Annotated in this window: 13 protein-coding genes; 7 read left to right on the forward strand and 6 right to left on the reverse strand. The window is 70.3% G+C overall.

Annotated features, from left to right (window positions below; genetic code table 11):
- Positions 1-36 precede the first annotated feature (36 nt).
- Positions 37-1,332 carry an NAD(P)/FAD-dependent oxidoreductase gene (locus DDZ18_RS02525; RefSeq protein ID WP_109251775.1) on the forward strand — a complete coding sequence of 432 codons (1,296 nt, stop codon included), beginning with the start codon at positions 37-39 and terminating at the stop codon, positions 1,330-1,332.
- 4 nt (positions 1,333-1,336) lie between these two features.
- On the opposite strand, the gene hutH is transcribed toward DDZ18_RS02525, so the two are convergent.
- Genes hutH through hutI form a run of 3 tightly spaced genes read right to left on the reverse strand, consistent with a single transcriptional unit; the run spans position 1,337 to position 5,756 of the window.
- Positions 1,337-2,842: a histidine ammonia-lyase gene (gene hutH, locus DDZ18_RS02530; protein ID WP_109252206.1), complete on the reverse strand. Its 1,506-nt coding sequence runs from the start codon at positions 2,840-2,842 to the stop codon at positions 1,337-1,339.
- A gap of 8 nt (positions 2,843-2,850) precedes the next feature.
- Positions 2,851-4,527 (reverse strand): urocanate hydratase, encoded by a 1,677-nt coding sequence (gene hutU, locus DDZ18_RS02535; protein WP_109251776.1) that lies wholly within the window; start codon positions 4,525-4,527, stop codon positions 2,851-2,853.
- Positions 4,524-5,756 carry an imidazolonepropionase gene (gene hutI / locus DDZ18_RS02540; protein WP_109251777.1) on the reverse strand — a complete coding sequence of 411 codons (1,233 nt, stop codon included), beginning with the start codon at positions 5,754-5,756 and terminating at the stop codon, positions 4,524-4,526. Before hutI ends, hutU begins: the two co-directional genes overlap by 4 nt.
- An 86-nt stretch (positions 5,757-5,842) precedes the next feature.
- On the opposite strand from hutI, the gene DDZ18_RS02545 reads away from it, so the two are divergent.
- The gene (locus DDZ18_RS02545) at positions 5,843-6,751 is read left to right on the forward strand and encodes an agmatinase family protein (RefSeq protein ID WP_109251778.1); all 909 of its coding nucleotides are present in this window, start codon (positions 5,843-5,845) and stop codon (positions 6,749-6,751) included.
- 35 nt (positions 6,752-6,786) lie between these two features.
- On the opposite strand, the gene DDZ18_RS02550 is transcribed toward DDZ18_RS02545, so the two are convergent.
- Genes DDZ18_RS02550 through DDZ18_RS02560 form a run of 3 tightly spaced genes read right to left on the reverse strand, consistent with a single transcriptional unit; the run spans position 6,787 to position 10,534 of the window.
- Positions 6,787-7,947 carry an alpha-hydroxy acid oxidase gene (locus DDZ18_RS02550; RefSeq protein ID WP_109251779.1) on the reverse strand — a complete coding sequence of 387 codons (1,161 nt, stop codon included), beginning with the start codon at positions 7,945-7,947 and terminating at the stop codon, positions 6,787-6,789.
- Positions 7,948-7,979: 32 nt separating this feature from the next.
- Complete coding sequence (locus DDZ18_RS02555; RefSeq protein WP_109251780.1) at positions 7,980-9,170, reverse strand: acetate/propionate family kinase; 1,191 nt, start codon at positions 9,168-9,170, stop codon at positions 7,980-7,982.
- A complete protein-coding gene (locus tag DDZ18_RS02560; protein ID WP_109251781.1) occupies positions 9,167-10,534 on the reverse strand; it encodes a bifunctional enoyl-CoA hydratase/phosphate acetyltransferase in 1,368 nt (455 codons plus the stop codon). Before DDZ18_RS02560 ends, DDZ18_RS02555 begins: the two co-directional genes overlap by 4 nt.
- Before the next feature lie 254 nt (positions 10,535-10,788).
- Between DDZ18_RS02560 and DDZ18_RS02565 the strand changes: the two genes are divergently transcribed.
- The 5 genes from DDZ18_RS02565 (at position 10,789) to DDZ18_RS02585 (ending at position 16,053) form a co-directional block, all read left to right on the forward strand.
- Positions 10,789-11,193, forward strand: a complete 405-nt coding sequence (locus tag DDZ18_RS02565) for a phasin family protein (RefSeq protein WP_109251782.1) — start codon at positions 10,789-10,791, stop codon at positions 11,191-11,193.
- Between the two features lie 24 nt (positions 11,194-11,217).
- The gene (locus DDZ18_RS02570; RefSeq protein ID WP_109251783.1) at positions 11,218-11,733 is read left to right on the forward strand and encodes an Hsp20/alpha crystallin family protein; all 516 of its coding nucleotides are present in this window, start codon (positions 11,218-11,220) and stop codon (positions 11,731-11,733) included.
- Between the two features lie 188 nt (positions 11,734-11,921).
- The gene (locus DDZ18_RS02575) at positions 11,922-13,526 is read left to right on the forward strand and encodes a two-component system sensor histidine kinase NtrB (protein WP_109251784.1); all 1,605 of its coding nucleotides are present in this window, start codon (positions 11,922-11,924) and stop codon (positions 13,524-13,526) included.
- Positions 13,519-14,187, forward strand: a complete 669-nt coding sequence (locus DDZ18_RS02580) for a response regulator transcription factor (RefSeq protein WP_109251785.1) — start codon at positions 13,519-13,521, stop codon at positions 14,185-14,187. The genes DDZ18_RS02575 and DDZ18_RS02580 overlap by 8 nt, the downstream gene beginning before the upstream one ends.
- Positions 14,188-14,250: 63 nt before the next feature.
- The gene (locus DDZ18_RS02585) at positions 14,251-16,053 is read left to right on the forward strand and encodes a PHA/PHB synthase family protein (protein ID WP_109251786.1); all 1,803 of its coding nucleotides are present in this window, start codon (positions 14,251-14,253) and stop codon (positions 16,051-16,053) included.
- The last annotated feature ends 160 nt before the right edge of the window (positions 16,054-16,213 follow it).

A 16,213-nucleotide genomic window follows, 5' to 3' on the forward strand; every position in this document is an offset into this window, starting at 1 on the left:
CGGCGACGGTTACGACACTGAAACAAGGAGAGCGCCATGGCGCATATCGTCGTACTGGGAGCCGGACTTGGAGGCGTGCCGATGGCGCTCGAGGCCCGGCGCGAGCTGCGTCGCGAAGACACGATCACCGTGATCAGCGACAGCCCGACCTTCCACTTCACCCCCTCCAACCCGTGGGTCGCGGTGAACTGGCGCAAGCCCGACGCGATCAAGGTCGAGCTCGAGCCGATGCTCGCCAAGCGCAATATCGATTTCATCCACTGCGCCGCGAAGAAGGTGCATCCGGAGGAGAACGCCGTCGAACTCACGGACGGCCGGAAGATCGAGTATGATTTCCTGGTCATCGCCACCGGCCCGGAGCTCGCCTTCGACGAGATCGAGGGGCTCGGCCCGCACGGCGGGTACACGCAGTCCGTCTGCCATGTCGATCACGCCGCCGAAGCCGGCGCGGACTGGGAGACATTCGTCGAGAATCCCGGCCCGATCATCGTCGGCGCGGTGCAGGGCGCGTCCTGCTTCGGGCCGGCCTACGAGTTCGCCTTCATCATGGAGCACGAGCTCCGCAAGCGGAAAATCCGCGACAAGGTGCCGATGACCTTCGTCACCTCGGAGCCCTATATCGGCCATCTCGGCCTCGAGGGCGTCGGCGACACGAAGTCGATGCTCGAAAGCGAGATGCGCGATCGCGACATCAAGTGGATCACGAGCGCGCGCGTGAAGAAGGTCGAGGACGGCGTGATGCACGTCGAGGAGGTCGCAGACGACGGCTCGGTCAAGAAGACCCACGAGTTGCCCTTCGCCTACTCGATGATGCTGCCCGCCTTCCGCGGGGTCGAGGCGGTGCGCGACGTCGAGGGCCTGGTCAATCCGAAGGGTTTCGTCACCGTCGACAAGATGCAGCGCAACGAAGCCCATCCCAACATCTTCTCGGTGGGCGTGTGCGTGGCGATCCCGCCGGTGGGCCAGTACCCGGTGCCTGTCGGCGTGCCGAAGACGGGCTTCATGATCGAATCCATGGTCCGGGCCACGGCGAAAAATATCCGCGCGATCATCGACGGCGAGGAGCCCAAGAGCGAGGCGACCTGGAACGCGGTGTGCCTGGCCGATTTCGGCAATCGCGGCGTGGCCTTCGTGGCGATCCCGCAGATCCCGCCGCGCAACGTCAACTGGGCCGCGGAGGGCCGTTGGGTTCATCTCGCCAAGCTCGGCTTCGAGAACTACTTCCTCGGCAAGATGCGCCGCGGGGTGAACGAGCCCTTCTACGAGCGCGCCGTGCTCGACATGCTCGGCATCACCAAGACCAAGGCGCTCGCGGACGAGCAGGCCGAGTAGGCGCTCACTCCGTCCAGACCGGCGCGGCGTCCGCGATCGCGCCGGCGAGGACGGCGTCCTGCGCGCTCGTCAGCTCGTCGGCCATGTAGCGGTCGGCGTCCAGCTTCGCGGCGATCTTCCTCACGCGCGCGTGGACCCGCTCGAGCGCGGCCGTCGTCTTCAGCGGCCGTCTCAGGTCGATCCCCTGGGCGGCGGCGAGCAGCTCCGCGCCGATGATCGCCGCGGCGTTCTCCGCCACGCGAACGGCCTTGCGCGCCGTCCCGGTCGCCATAGAGACATGGTCTTCCTGATTGGCCGAGGTCGGCACGGAATCGACGCTGCCGGGGAAGGCGAGGCTGCGATTCTCCGCGACCAGCGCGGCGGCGGTGACCTGGGCGATCATGAAGCCGGAATTGAGCCCGCCCTCCTCGACGAGGAAGGCCGGCAGCCCGCTCATCTTCGGATCCACCAGCACGGCGAAGCGGCGCTCGCTGATCGAGCCGGCCTCGCACAGCGCCATGGTGATCATGTCGGCGGCGAAAGCGACGGGCTGGGCGTGGAAATTGCCGCCCGAAATCGCTTCGTCCGCATCCGGAAACACGATCGGATTGTCCGAGACGGCGTTCGCCTCGACGCGCAGCCGCTCGGCCGCGTCGCCCAGCAGGTCGAGCGCCGCGCCCATCACCTGCGGCTGGCAGCGGAAGGAGTAGGGGTCCTGCACCCGGTCGCAATTGCGATGGGCCTCGGCGATCTCGCTGCCCGAGAGCAGGCCGCGCAGATGCTCGGCGACCCGGATCTGGCCGGGCTGGCCGCGCAGCGCGTGGAGGCGGGCGTCGAACGGGGCGTGCGAACCCATCAGCGCCTCGACCGAGAGCGCGCCGGCGGCGAAGGCGGCGTCGAAGACCCGCTCGGCCTTGAACAGCGCGTCGAGCGCGATCGCGGTCGAGACCTGCGTGCCGTTGATCAGCGCCAGGCCTTCCTTGGGACCCAGCGTCACCGGGGCGAGCCCGGCGCGTTCCAGCCCCTCGGCGGCGGGCAGGGTCTCGCCCTCGAACGCCACGCGGCCCTCGCCGATCAGCGCGCAGGCGAGATGGGCGAGCGGGGCGAGATCGCCCGACGCGCCGACCGAGCCCTGCGACGGGATCACCGGCAGGCAGTCGCGCTCCACCAGCGCAAGCATCAGCTCGACGACTTCCCGGCGCACGCCGGAATGACCGCGCGCCAGGCCGAGCGCCTTCAGCGCGATGATCAGCCGGACGACATGGGCGGGCAGCGCCTCGCCGACGCCGCAGGCGTGGGAGAGCAGGAGGTTGCGCTGGAGTTCGGCGAGCTTGTCGCCGGGAATGCGCGTGTTGGCGAGGAGGCCGAAGCCGGTGTTGACCCCGTAGACCGTGCGCCCGCTCGCGATGATGCGTTCGACGCTCGCCGCGGCGTCGTCGAGCGTGTCGCGCGCCGATGCGTCCAGCGCGACCGGCGCGCCGGCCCAGATTGCGCGAATGGCGCCCAGCCCGGTCTCGCCGGGGATCAGCATCGCGGCGGTCACGGCGCGCGCCCGATCATCGGCAGGTCGAGGCCGCGCTCCTTCGCGCAGTCTACCGCCTCCTCATAGCCCGCGTCGGCGTGGCGCATCACGCCCGTGCCCGGATCGTTCCAGAGCACGCGCTTCAGGCGCGCCTCGGCCTCCTTCGTGCCGTCCGCGACGATCACCATGCCCGCGTGCTGGGAATAGCCCATCCCGACCCCGCCGCCATGGTGGAAGGAGACCCAGCTCGCGCCGGAGGCGGTGTTGAGCAGCGCGTTCAGAAGCGGCCAGTCGGAGACGGCGTCGGATCCGTCCTTCATGCCCTCGGTCTCGCGATTGGGGCTGGCGACCGAGCCGGAATCGAGATGATCGCGGCCGATCACGATCGGCGCCTTCAATTCGCCCGAGGCGACCATCTCGTTGAAGGCGACGCCGAGCTTGTCGCGCTCGCCGAGCCCCACCCAGCAAATCCGCGCCGGCAGGCCCTGGAACGAGATCCGTTCGGCGGCCATATCGAGCCATCGATGCAGCCGCGCGTCGTCGGGCAGGACCTCCTTCACCTTGGCGTCGGTCTTCGCGATGTCCTCGGGGTCGCCGGACAGGGCGGCCCAGCGGAATGGGCCGACGCCGCGGCAGAAGAGCGGGCGGATATAGGCGGGCACGAAGCCGGGGAAGCAGAACGCGTCGGCGAAGCCCTCGTCATAGGCGACCTGGCGGATATTGTTGCCGTAATCGACCGTCGGCACGCCGGCCTTCGAGAAGCCGGCCATGGCCTCGACATGGACGCGCATCGAGGCGCGCGCGGCGCGCTCGACGGCCTTGGGGTCCTTCTCGGCGGCCTCGCGCCACTGCGCGATGCTCCAGCCCTGCGGCAGATAGCCGTTGACGGGATCGTGGGCCGAGGTCTGGTCGGTGACGAGGTCGGGACGAACCCCGCGTTTCAGGATCTCGGGAACGATGTCGGCGGCGTTGCCCAGCAGCGCGACGGACTTCGCCTCGCCGGCCTTTGTCCAGCGCTCGATCAGCTCAAGCGCTTCGTCGAGCGTCTCGACGCTCTCGTCGACATAGCCGGTGCGTTCGCGGAAGGCGATGCGCTCGGGATCGCACTCGACCGCGAGGCAGCAGGCGCCGGCCATCACCGCGGCGAGCGGCTGGGCGCCGCCCATCCCGCCCAGGCCTGCGGTCAGGATCCAGCGCCCGGAGAGATCGCCGCCATAATGCTGGCGGCCGGCCTCGGCGAAGGTTTCGTACGTGCCCTGAACGATGCCCTGCGAGCCGATATAGATCCACGAGCCGGCCGTCATCTGGCCGTACATCATGAGTCCTTTGCGATCGAGTTCGTGGAAATGGTCCCAGGTCGCCCATTTCGGCACCAGGTTGGAGTTGGCGATAAGCACGCGCGGGGCGTCTTCGTGCGTGCGGAACACGCCGACCGGCTTGCCCGATTGGACGAGCAGGGTCTCGTCAGGCTCGAGGCGCTCGAGCGTCTCCTGGATGACGTCGTAGCTGGTCCAGTCGCGCGCGGCCCGGCCGATCCCTCCGTATACGACCAGCTCCTCGGGACGCTCGGCGACGTCCGGATGCAGATTGTTCATCAGCATTCGGCACGCGGCTTCGGCGACCCAGGTCCTGGCTTTCTTCTCGGGGCCCGTGCGCGGCTTGACCACGCGGGCGTTGGCGAAGCGCTCGTTCATGCATGCATCCTTTCAAGCCGGCCGGCGATCGCCAGGCGCTCGGGCCCGGCCGCGCCGATCCAGTAGGCGATTTCGGCGGGTTGCGAAATCCGCCACACGGCGAGGTCGGCGGCCTTGCCGGTCTCAATCGTTCCGATCCCATCCTCCAGGCCCAGCGCGGCGGCGCCGTTGCGGGTCATGCCCGCCAGCGCCTCCTCCGGCGTCAGTCCGAACAGCGTGCAGGCCATGTTCATCGCCAGCGTCGGCGAGACGAGCGGCGAGGTGCCGGGGTTGAGATCGGTGGCGACGGCCATCTTCACGCCGCGCTCCCTCAGCGCCGCGACCGGCGGAAGCCGCGTCTCGCCGAGGGCGTAGAAGGCGCCGGGCAGCAGCACGGCGACGGTTCCCGCCTCGGCCATGGCCTCGACGCCGGCGGCGTCGAGATATTCGAGGTGATCGGCCGACAGCGCGTTGAAGGCCGCCGCCATCGCCGCCCCGCCCTGGTCGGAGAGCTGCTCGGCGTGAAGCCGCACCGGCAGGGCGAGCTGGCGGGCGGTCTCGAAGACCCGGCGCACTTCCTCGATCGTAAAGCCGATGGTCTCACAGAAGGCGTCGACGGCGTCGACGAGGCCTGCGGCGCGCGCCTGCGGCAGACCCTTCTCGCAGATCAGCTCGACATAGGCCTCGCGCCGGTCGGCGTATTCCTCGGGCAGGGCGTGGAGGCCGAGATAGGTCCGCCTCAGGCGAAGTCCGACGGCTTCGGCGGCGCGGCCGGCGGCCTCGAGCATCCTGATCTCGGTGTCGACGTCGAGGCCGTAGCCCGACTTGATCTCGACGGTGGCGACGCCGCCGCGCTTGAGCGCTTCGAGGCGGGGAATGGCGGCTTCGACGAGCTCGTCCAGGCTCGCCGCGCGCGTCGCCGCCACGGTCGACTTGATGCCGCCGCCGGCCCTGGCGATTTCTTCATAGCTCGCGCCTTCGAGGCGCTTTTCGAACTCGCCGATCCGGTCGCCGCCGAAGACGAGGTGGGTGTGGCAGTCGACGAGGGCGGGGGTGACCCAGGCGCCGCCGAGCGAGACGGTCTCATGCGCCAGGCTCTCCGGCGCGCCGGGCAGCTCGGCGCGGGGGCCGATCCAGGCGATCCGGCCGTCGGCGATCCCGATGGCGGCGTCGGGGATCGCGCCATAGGCGGCGTCGATGTCTGGAGCCATCGTGGCGGCGTCGAGATCGGTCCAGAGGGCGTCCCACATGCGGGCCAGGAACTCCGTCGCGCTTGTTCGAAAGGGACCGGACTGATAGCAGATTTTCACGCTCGTCCAATTGCGGAGCATTTCCCATGCGCGAAGCCGCCGAGTCGGAGTGCCGGTCCTGGCGCTCGATCGCCGACCTGCTCGGTCGATCGAAGGACGCGCCGGTGGCGCTGCTGGGCGCGCCGCTTTCCGAGCGCTCTCTGACGCCGGGCCGTTGCGATCTAGCGCCGAAGGCGATCCGTGATGTGCTGAGACGCTTCAGCGTCTATGACCTCGAGACCGAGCACGGGATCGACGATCTGGCCGTGTTCGACGCCGGCGATGTGGATCTCAAGGCGGTCTCGCCCGCCGATGCGTTCGCGCCGGTGCGCGACGCCGCGGCGAAGCTCGCCGGTCAGCACGGCCTCACCGTCATCCTCGGCGGCAACAACGCCGTGACCCGGCCCGGCGTGCACGCGCTCGGCCCGCTGGAGCGGACCGGGCTGATCACGCTCGACGCCCATTTCGACCTGCGCGACACCGACTGCGGGCTCCTGAACGGCAATCCGGTCAAGGCGCTCATCGAGGACGGCCTGCCCGGCCGCAATATCGTCCAGATCGGGCTCGCGCCCTTCGCCAACACCGCGCGCATGCACGAGACGGCGAAGGCGCACGGGATCTGCGTGCGCACGATGGGCGATTGCCGCGAGATCGGCGTGCTCGGCCTGGTCGACGCGGCGCTCGAGACGCTGTGGGAGCGCTGCGAGGTGATCTATGTCGATTTCGACATCGACGTCGTCGACCGCGCCCAGTGCCCGGGCGCGCCCGGCGCCCGGCCCGGCGGCATGGCCGCCCACGACTTCTTCGCCGCGGCGCGCCGGCTGGCGGCGCATCCGCGCGTGAAGGCGGTCGATCTCACCGAGTTCGATCCGGGGATCGATGTCGCCGACATCACCGCGCTCACCGCCGGGCGCTGGCTGTGCGAGGTTCTGGCCGGCTACGCGGCGCGGGGCTGAAGCCAACTAGACGAACGATCGTGCGGCATACCCGTCTACGCGCCGACGCGCCGGACCGCCAGGCCGTCGCGTTTCGCCTGCTCGACGGATGCGCATCCGGCTAAAGCGATCGAACGTTCGATCTCTTGTCGGAACAGGTGCAGCATGCGCGTCACGCCGTCCTCGCCGCCGGCGGCCAGCGCATAGAGATAGGGCCGCCCGAAAGAGACCGCGTCGGCGCCGAGCGCGAGCGCCTTGAGCGCATGCGTGCCGCGCCGCACGCCGCCGTCGACGATCAGCTCAAGCCGGTCGCCGACGGCCTCGCGCATGTCGGCCACGCACTCGACCGGTGCGGGCGCCGAGTCCAGCTGGCGTCCGCCGTGATTGGAGATCATCACCGCGCTCGCCCCGATCTCGGCGGCGCGCCGGGCGTCGTCGGCGTGCTGCAGCCCCTTGATGACGAACGGGCCGTCCCACAGCTCGACGAGCTCGGCGGCGTCATCCCAGGTCAACGAACGATCGAACTGCGAATTCACGTAACCGACCAGCGACATCGCCCCGCCTTCGAGCGCGTCGACGCGATGGGCGACATTGGCGAGCGTGAAGTCCGGATCGCGCAGGAAGTTTCCCAGCCAGTGCGGATGCACGAGGAAGCTCGCCAGGCTCGCCGCGGTGAGCTTCGGCGGCATGGTGAGCCCGGTTCTCAGCTCGCGCTCGCGATTGCCCGCCAGCGTGGTGTCGACGGTCAGGCACAGCGCGTTGTAGCCCGCCTGCTTGCAGCGTTCGACGAATTCCCGCGTCAGGCCCCGATCCTTGAACATGTAGATCTGGAACATCTTCGGTCCGGCCGAGACCGAGGCCACGTCCTCGATCGAGGCCGTGCCCACGGTCGACAGCGAATACATGACGCCGGCGGCCTCGGCGGCGCGGGCCACGGCGAGCTCCTTGCCGTGATGGAAGAGCCGGTTCATCCCCGTCGGCGACAGGATCAGCGGCATGGCGAGATCGGCGCCCAGCACCCGCGTCGACAGGTCGATCTCGGAGATGTCGTTGAGATGGCGGGGGACCAGCTCGTAGCGGGCGAACGCGTCGGTGTTGTTGGCCAGGCTCCACTCGTCGTCGGCGCCGCCGGCGATGTAGTGGAACATCGGCGCGGGCAGGCGTTTGCGCGCCAGCGGTCTGAAGTCCGCGAGATTGAGGGCCTTCGGCGTCGCCATCGCCCGCATTCGCGCCGCCCGCGGCGCGTGCGTCAAGTCCGGCCGGCTTGCAGCACGGTCCGCGCCCCCCGGGCGATGCGCGATTCCTCGTCGGTCGGGATCACCCAGGCCGAGACCGTGCTGTCGGCGGTCGAGATGCGCGGGCCATCGGCCGCGTTCGCCGCGGGGTCGAGATCGGCGCCGAGCCAGCCGCACAGCTCGACGATGCGGGCGCGGACCGGGGCGGCGTGCTCGCCGATCCCGGCGGTGAAGACGAGCGCGTCGAGCCCGCCGAGCGTCGCGGCGAGCCCGCCGATCTCCCGCGCGGCGCGGTAGCAGAAATGCTCCACCGCCTCGGCGGCGTTCGGGTCGTCGCTCGCCAGCAGGTCGCGCATGTCGTCGCTCACCCCGGACAGCCCGTACAGGCCCGAGCGGTTGTGGAGCAGGTCGGCGACCGCTTCGGGGCTCATGCCGTCCTCCTGCAGGAGGTGCAGCAGCACGCCGGGATCGATCGCGCCCGAGCGCCGCGCCATCGGCAGGCCGTCGAGCGCGGTGAAGCCCATCGTGGTGGCGACGCTCTTCCCGTCCCGCATCGCGCACAGGCTGGCGCCGTGGCCGAGATGGGCGGCGATCAGGCGCCCTCTGGCCGCTTCGCCGACGATGTCGGGGGCGACGGCGGCGATGTGCTCGTAGGACAGGCCGTGGAAGCCGTAGCGGATCACGCCGCGATCGGCGTATGCGCGCGGCAGCGCGAACAGCTCGGCCTGGCGGGGCTGGGTGCGGTGGAAGGCGGTGTCGAAGCATGCGACCGGGATCGCCTCGGGCCAGCGCTTCCGCGCGGCGTCGACGCCGGCGAGATTGTGCGGCTGATGGCCCGGCGCGAGCGGAGTCAGCGCCTCGAGCGCGTCGCGCACCGCGTCGTCGATCGCGACGGGTTCGGCGTGGTCGCGTCCGCCGTGGACGATGCGGTGGCCGACGGCGCGGACTTCGTAGGCTGCGGCGTCGTCGGCGACGGCGGCCAGCAGTGCGTCGAGGCAGGCGGGGTGGCTCGACTTCGGCGCGAGCTCGGCGGCCGGGCCGGGAGCGAGCGCGACGCCGTCGGCGTCGACGATGTCCGCCTCGGGCCGGGTTCCGATCCCCGTCACCCGCCCCCGCAGCCTGGCCGCGGAGACGTCGTCGAGCGCGTAGAGCGCCAGCTTGACGCTCGACGAGCCGACATTGAGCACGAGGACGGCGTCGGTCATTCGGCGGGCCGGACCTTGTTGTTGACGTAGAGCTGGGCGACCGCCGACGCCGCCACGCGGGGCAGGACGCCTTCGGACCGGCTGGTCAGGATGATCGGCACGCGCGCGCCCATCACCACGCCGGCCGCGGTCGCGCCGGCGAGATAGTCGAGCTGCTTGACCAGGATATTGCCCGCCTCGATGTCGGGCGCGACGAGGATGTCCGCCTGTCCCGCGACCGGCGAATCCAGTCCCTTGGTCTGCGCGGCGTCGGGCGAGACGGCGTTGTCGAAGGCCAGCGGGCCGTCGAGCGCGCCGCCGGTGATCTGGCCGCGATCGGCCATCTTGCACAGCGCGGCGGCCTCGACCGTCGAGCGCATGCGCGGATAGACGGTCTCGATTGCGGCGAGGATCGCGACCTTCGGCGCCGCGATGTCCAGCGCGCGGGCGAGATCGATCGCGTTCTGGACGATGTCACGCTTTTCCTCGAGGTCCGGGGCGATGTTGATCGCCGCATCGGTGATCAGGAGCAGCTTCGGATAGGCCGGCGCGTCGGTGACCATGACGTGGCTGATACGCCGCTCGGTGCGCAGTCCGTGCTCGGACGAAACCACCTCGCCCATGATCTCGTCGGTGTGCAGCGCGCCCTTCATCAGCGCGGCGACGGCGCCCTCGCGCGCCATCGCCACGGCGCGCGCCGCGGCGGCGTGGCTGTGCGGCGCGTCGACGAGCTCCAGCGCCGAGATATCCAGGTCGGCGGCCTTCGCCGCGGCCTCGATCTTCGCGCGCGGACCGACGAGCACGGGCTCGACCAGGCCGGCTTCGGCGGCGGCGAGCGCGCCGCCCAGCGACTTGTCGTCGACGGGATGAACCACAGCCGTTCGGACCGGGTCGTACCGGCGCGCCCGCTCGATCAGCCCTTTCAGCCGCAAGCCCTGCTCGTGCAGGAAAACCTGCGGACGGGTCTGGCGCTGCAGCCGCGCGCGCTCGGCCGGCGCGGCGACCTCGACCTCGCCGGTGACGACCGTCTCGCCGGTTTCGTTCTCGCCGTGAACAGCGAGGCGGACCCGCCGGTCCTCGCCCTTCTCGAGCACCCGGACCTCGACCGTCACCGCGTCGCCGGGGGCCACGGGCTTTCCGAACTCCAGGTCCTGGCCGAGGATCGTCGTGCCCGGCCCGGGCAGCTTGACGCTGAGCGCGGCGACGACGAGCCCGGCGGTCCACATCGCCGCGCCGTCGACGCCGGTCTCGCCCGCCCGCGGCGCGGTCACGGCGCCGGCCATGACGCCGATCATCTCGATGTCGTCGGCGCTGAGCGTCCGCGTCAGGCTTGCATGCTCGCCGGTCTCGAGCTCGTCGTAAGTGCGGTTCTCGTAGTAGTCCATCGGGCCCGTCCGCCTGCAGGCGCGCGGCCGTCGCCGCGCAACGCTGCGACGCACGATAGTGCGCGCGGCGGCGTCGGGCGACCCGCGCGATCGCGCAGCCGCCGCGGCGCGTTAACGCATCGTTCAGTATTCTTGCGAGCTTGAGCGCCGCTCCCGGCGGAGTCTGACTGCCGGCATCGAAAACCCGCGCCGGCAGGCGGGCCTTGAAAGCCGGTCCGACCGCGCTCCGGCGCGAACGGACGAAGGAGCCATCCATGTCGACTTCCTCCCACCAGACCGAGACGCGTCAGAGCGCCTCGTCCACGTCCGGCGGCGGCGCGCACAAGTCCGCCGGCGACGGCAAGAAGCGCAAGGACAGTCCCGGCGCGGCGATGACCGGCATGGCCGAGACCATGCAAGCCGCCGGCGACGGCATGTGGAAGTCCAGCCGGGCGTTCAGCGAGGAGGCGGCGCATTTCGCCGCCCGGCGCGCCGAGCGCTATCACGACTATTTCGAGGATCTCGCCTGCTGCCAGACGCCCACCGACGCGATGCACGCCGCGACGCGCGCCGCGCAGACCTTCATGCAGGACTATATCGACGAGTTCAGCCGCATGAGCGAGATGGCGATGTCCAGCATGCAGGAGGTGAGCGCTCGCGCGAAGCCGGGCGAGAACTGAGCGGCGCGGCGAGGAGAGGCAGTCATGAAAACGCAATCGATGGAGCCGCGTCGTCGCCAGCGCACCCGGCGCCGCGCGCTCGCGCCGTTCGAAGGCGCCTGGGCCGAGGATCCGTTCGGCGCGCTGCACGAGGAGGTCGACCGGCTGTTCGACGAGTTCGCCTCGGCGCCGCGGCTGCGCGCCTTCGCCGGGCGCGACGGCGGCTGGGCGCCGAGCGTCGACCTCGTCGAAAAGGACGGCGAACTGGTGCTGACCGCCGAGCTGCCCGGCATGACCGAAGACGATGTCGAGGTCTCGGTGGACGATTCCAGCCTGATCATCTCGGGCGAGAAACAGTCCTCGCGCGAGGAGAAGGGCGAGAAGCGCCATCTCGTCGAGCGCGCCTGGGGCCGCTTCGAACGCGTCGTTCCGCTCGGCTTCGAGCCCGAGGACGACCGCGTCGACGCCAGCTTCAAGGACGGCGTCCTGACCGTCACCGTGCCCAAGCCGAAGGACGCTTGGCTTCGCGAACGCAAGATTACGGTGAAACGCGGCGGCTGAGCGCAGGGCGGCGATCAGGGCGTCCGGGGAGCCGGCCGGTCCCCGGTTCGAACGGTCTGTTTTCCCGCGCCGCGTTCGACGCCCGCTGCGGCGGTTTCGCGTGAATGGTTAATTCATCGCGATTTTTGCTGTATAACGATATTCCTGACCGGGCGCTGACGCCCGGCGCTTCCATACGGCCTGTCCAGATGCTGGGAACCCCGACCGCTGCAGCGGAGAACGCCGATCGCACGCGCGACTGGACCGCGGCGATCTCCCTCGCGCTGGATCGGTATGCGAACGACGCGGAGCTCGAGGACGCGCTCGCGCCGATCGTGGCGGCGATCGACGCGCTCACGCCGGGCTGGCGCGTCTTCATCTGGCGGCGCGCCGATCATGACGCCGACGATTTTGTGGTGCACGGGGGCGATCCCGCCCCCCGCGCCCGTCACGAGATCGCCGTCGCCGTCGAGAGCGCGATGCGGGAGGGTTGCCGCGAATTCCTGACGTTCGAGGCCGAGGACGGCCCCGGTGGCGACCTGGTCGCCGCGCCGCTGGTCGTCACGGATCATCACCTCGTCGGGGTGCTCGCCCTGGAGGCGCGTGACGAACCGGATCGCGAGCCCCCCGGTTTGAGCGGTCCCTTGCTGACGCTGGCGCGCGTCGCAAGCCTCATGGTGGAGGACCGGCTCTCGATCGCGAGCGCCGAGTCGCGCGGCTCGATGCTTCGAGGCGTCCTCGACACCGTGCCGGAGGCGGTGATCCGCACCGATGCGGACGGCCGCATGCTCAGTCTCAACCGGGCGGCCGAGGAGATGTTCGGCTGGTCCGAGGCGGAACTCTGCGGCGAGAACGTGAACCGGCTGATGCCGGAGCCCTATGCGAGCGCGCACGACGGCTATATCGAGCACTACCTCAGCAGCGGCGAGCGGCGGTCGACGAACTGGCGCCGGCGCTTTCACGGTCTGCGGCGCGACGGAGAGATATTTCCCGTCGAGATCGCGATCGCCGACGCCGATTCCAATGGCGATCGCGGCTTCGTCGGCATGATCCGCGACGTCAGCGACCGGGTCGCCGCGGAGGCCGGCAACCACGCGCTGCGGGAGCGGATGGAGGAAGCCGGCCGTCTGAGCGCGCTCGGCGAGATGGCCGCCACGGTCGCCCACGAGGTCAATCAGCCCCTCACCGCGCTCGGCAACTATCTCGACGCCGCCGCGGCGCGCCTGGAGGCGGGCGCGTCCGCAGAGGAGACCCTTCCCCTGATCGAGAAGGCCCGCGAGATGGCCGCGATGGGCGGCGAAGTGATCGGACGGGTCAAGCAGCTCACCCGCAATGCGCCCTTCGAACGTACGCCCGTGCAAATCAACGACGTGCTGGAGGACGCGCTCGGCCATCTCGATCCCGCCGCCGCGCGCGTCGGCGCAGTCATTACGCGCCGCTTCGCGCGGGATCTTCCCGAGATCCCGGTCGACCGGGTTCAGCTGCAGCAAGTGATCGTCAATCTGATCCGCAATGCGCTTGAAGCCGTGGAGGACGCCGAGGAACGCGTGGTCACGATCTCGACCGCCCGGGCGGAGACCGACGAGGCGCTCGTCATCGAGGTCGTCGACACCGGGCCGGGCCCGCCGGGCGCGGGGGCGGGCGACATCTTCGAATCCTTCATCACCACGCGCAGCGACGGGCTCGGAATCGGTCTCTCGATATCCAGGCGCATCGTCGAGGCCCACGGCGGCCGCATCCAGCTTCTGGCGGCCGAGACGGGCGGCGCCGCGGCGCGGGTCGAGCTGCCGTTGACGGAGAGCGGGCATGATTAGCGAAACCGTCGCCGGAACGGTCGCGTCGGCGCGCGAGCGGGCGCCCGCGCCGCGGCTCTACCTGGTCGACGACGACCCGATGGTGCGCGAGTCCGTCGAGGCGCTGTTCGCCGCCCACGACCGGGCGGTCGCGACGTTCTCGAGCATCGCCGGTCTGCTCGACTCGCTGGAGCCGGACGCCAGCGGCTGCCTGCTGCTCGATATCCGCATGCCCGGCGAGGACGGCGTCAGCGCCGTGCCCATGCTCCGGGAGCGCTTTCCCTGCCTGATCATCATCATGATCACCGCCCACGCCGACGTCGACTCCGCGGTGAGAGCCCTGAAGGCCGGGGCGGTGGATTTCATCCGCAAGCCCTGGCGGCGCGAAGTCCTGTTCGAGGCCGTCGACCAGGCCCTCTCCCGCGCCGGCCGCCTTCGCACGGCGCTCGACGCGCACCTGACCGCGCGTAAGCTGATGGCTTCGTTGACGCCGCGCGAACGCGACGTGTTCGAGGAGCTGATCACCGGCGCGGCGAACAAGGTCGTCGCGCGCCGGCTGAATCTCAGCCCCCGCACCGTCGAGTTCCACCGCGCGCGGATCTTCGAGAAGACGGAGCGGAAGAGCGCCGCCGAGCTGGTGCGCCTGAAGACCGACGCCGAGCGCGACCCGACGGCCGTCTGACACGGAAAACTGCGTAGTATCCCCGGCTTGCCCGGTGCGCGCCCGAGGCCCACCGTCCGGGCCATGGCTGGATCCAAACCCGTCGCCTTGAAGCCGCAGGAAGCGGCGCCGCCCCCGCCGCCCGAGACGGTCGACGAGGCCGCGGCGGCGGCCCCGCACGCGGCTCTGGACCGCGGCGTGCGCGCCGCGGCGGCGCGTCTCACCCAAGGCGTCTCCCCGCTCGCCGTGACGGCGCCGTGGGTCGACTGGGCCGTCAATCTGGCGGCCTCGCCGGGCCGCATGCTCGACCTTGGAGAAAAGGCGGTCGCCGACGGCGCCAGGCTCGCCGCCTGGGCCGGACGCCGGGCGGCGGGCGAGAATGCGGAGCCGCCCTTCGAGCTGGATCAGCGCCACTGCCTCGACGACCCCGACTGGCGCGCGCCCCCGTTCGAGTTCTATGCGCAGAGCTGGGCGGCGGCCGCAGATTGGTGGCGCGAAGCGACCCGACCGATGCGGGGCATGCGTGCGCGCGACGCGGAGCGCGCCGCCTTCATGGCGGACTTCGCGATGGACGCGCTGTGCCCGGCGCATGTTCCCTGGCTCAATCCCGAGGTGATCAAGCGGACGCTTGCGACCGGCGGCGCCAATCTCGTCGCCGGCGCGGAGAATTTCGCCGAGGAAATGACCAATGCGGCGATCGGCGCGAAGAGCGGCGAGGCGGCGCGCGCGGCGCTTGGCGACACGCTGGCGACCACGCCTGGCCAGGTCGTTTTTCGCAACGAACTCATGGAGCTGATCCAGTACGCCCCGACCACGGAGACCGTGCGGCGCGAACCGGTGCTGATCGCGCCGGCCTGGATCATGAAATACTACGTGCTCGACCTGTCCGCCCACAATTCGCTGGTCCGCTGGCTGGTCGACCAGGGCTTCACCGTGTTCATGATCTCCTGGATCAATCCGGGTCCGGAGCATCGCGACGTCTCGCTCGACGACTATCGCCGTCTCGGGATCATGGCCGCGCTCGACGCCGTCTCCGCGATCGTCCCCGGCGAACGCATCCACGCCTGCGGCTACTGCCTGGGCGGGACGCTGCTGAGCATCGCCGCCGCGCACATGGCCGGCCGCGGCGACGATCGGCTCGCCTCGATCACGCTGCTCGCCGCCCAGGTCGATTTCGCCCAGGCCGGCGATCTGATGCTGTTCGTCGACGAGGCGCAGATCGCCTATCTCGAGGACATGATGTGGGACCAGGGCGTGCTTGAGGGCGACCAGATGTCGGGCACCTTCACCTTCCTGCGCGCCGACGAGCTGCTGTGGGAGAAGGCGACGCGCGAATACCTGCTCGGCGAGCGCGACAAGCCGTTCGATCTAAGCATGTGGAATTCCGACCGCACGCGCTTGCCCGCCCGGATGCACTCGGACTACCTGCGCGGGCTCTTCCTGGAGAACCGGCTCAGCGCCGGACGCTTCGCCGTCGAGGGCGAAGTCGTCGCGCTGTCTGACATCGCCGCGCCGGTTTTCCTCGTCGGCACGGAACGCGACCACATTTCGCCGTGGAACTCCGTCTACAAGCTGCACCTCTTCGTGCGCACGCCGGTCACCTTCGTGCTGACCTCCGGCGGCCACAACGCCGGCATCGTCTCCGAGCCGGGTCATGAGGGCCGCAGCTACCGCATCGCCGCGCAGGACCCCGAGGACCGGTATGTCAGTCCGGAGCGTTGGCGCGAGCGCATCGCGCCGCGCGAGGGCTCGTGGTGGACGGCCTGGACCGAATGGCTCGCCGCGCGCAGCGCGCCGGAACAGGTCGCGCCGCCCGCCATGGGCGCGCCGGCCAAGGGCTATGCGCCGATCGAACCCGCGCCGGGACCCTATGTCCGCATGCCGTGAGCGTGGGGCCGAGGGGTCCGGGGCGAAATGGGGAGGGACGACAACGAGGCGGCGCTCACATGCGCCGCCCGATCCTGGGAGGATGAGTGCGATGACCGATCTCGATCTGAAGCTCCGACACCGCGAGCTGAGCGACGGCCTGCGCCGCATGGCGCGACGA

This window comes from Marinicauda salina (genome assembly GCF_003122085.1).
GTDB classification, from domain to species: domain Bacteria; phylum Pseudomonadota; class Alphaproteobacteria; order Caulobacterales; family Maricaulaceae; genus Maricicauda_A; species Maricicauda_A salina.

What these genes read in the sequence shown, in the direction of transcription:
- DDZ18_RS02565 (WP_109251782.1), top strand. Translation starts at nt 10,789, where the DNA reads ATGTCGACTTCCTCCCACCAGACCGAGACGCGTCAGAGCGCCTCGTCC.
- DDZ18_RS02545 (WP_109251778.1), top strand. Translation starts at nt 5,843, where the DNA reads ATGCGCGAAGCCGCCGAGTCGGAGTGCCGGTCCTGGCGCTCGATCGCC.
- DDZ18_RS02555 (WP_109251780.1), bottom strand. Translation starts at nt 9,170, where the DNA reads ATGACCGACGCCGTCCTCGTGCTCAATGTCGGCTCGTCGAGCGTCAAG.
- DDZ18_RS02560 (WP_109251781.1), bottom strand. Translation starts at nt 10,534, where the DNA reads ATGGACTACTACGAGAACCGCACTTACGACGAGCTCGAGACCGGCGAG.
- DDZ18_RS02585 (WP_109251786.1), top strand. Translation starts at nt 14,251, where the DNA reads ATGGCTGGATCCAAACCCGTCGCCTTGAAGCCGCAGGAAGCGGCGCCG.
- hutU (WP_109251776.1), bottom strand. Translation starts at nt 4,527, where the DNA reads ATGAACGAGCGCTTCGCCAACGCCCGCGTGGTCAAGCCGCGCACGGGC.
- hutI (WP_109251777.1), bottom strand. Translation starts at nt 5,756, where the DNA reads ATGTGGGACGCCCTCTGGACCGATCTCGACGCCGCCACGATGGCTCCA.
- DDZ18_RS02550 (WP_109251779.1), bottom strand. Translation starts at nt 7,947, where the DNA reads ATGGCGACGCCGAAGGCCCTCAATCTCGCGGACTTCAGACCGCTGGCG.
- DDZ18_RS02525 (WP_109251775.1), top strand. Translation starts at nt 37, where the DNA reads ATGGCGCATATCGTCGTACTGGGAGCCGGACTTGGAGGCGTGCCGATG.
- DDZ18_RS02575 (WP_109251784.1), top strand. Translation starts at nt 11,922, where the DNA reads ATGCTGGGAACCCCGACCGCTGCAGCGGAGAACGCCGATCGCACGCGC.
- hutH (WP_109252206.1), bottom strand. Translation starts at nt 2,842, where the DNA reads ATGCTGATCCCCGGCGAGACCGGGCTGGGCGCCATTCGCGCAATCTGG.
- DDZ18_RS02580 (WP_109251785.1), top strand. Translation starts at nt 13,519, where the DNA reads ATGATTAGCGAAACCGTCGCCGGAACGGTCGCGTCGGCGCGCGAGCGG.
- DDZ18_RS02570 (WP_109251783.1), top strand. Translation starts at nt 11,218, where the DNA reads ATGAAAACGCAATCGATGGAGCCGCGTCGTCGCCAGCGCACCCGGCGC.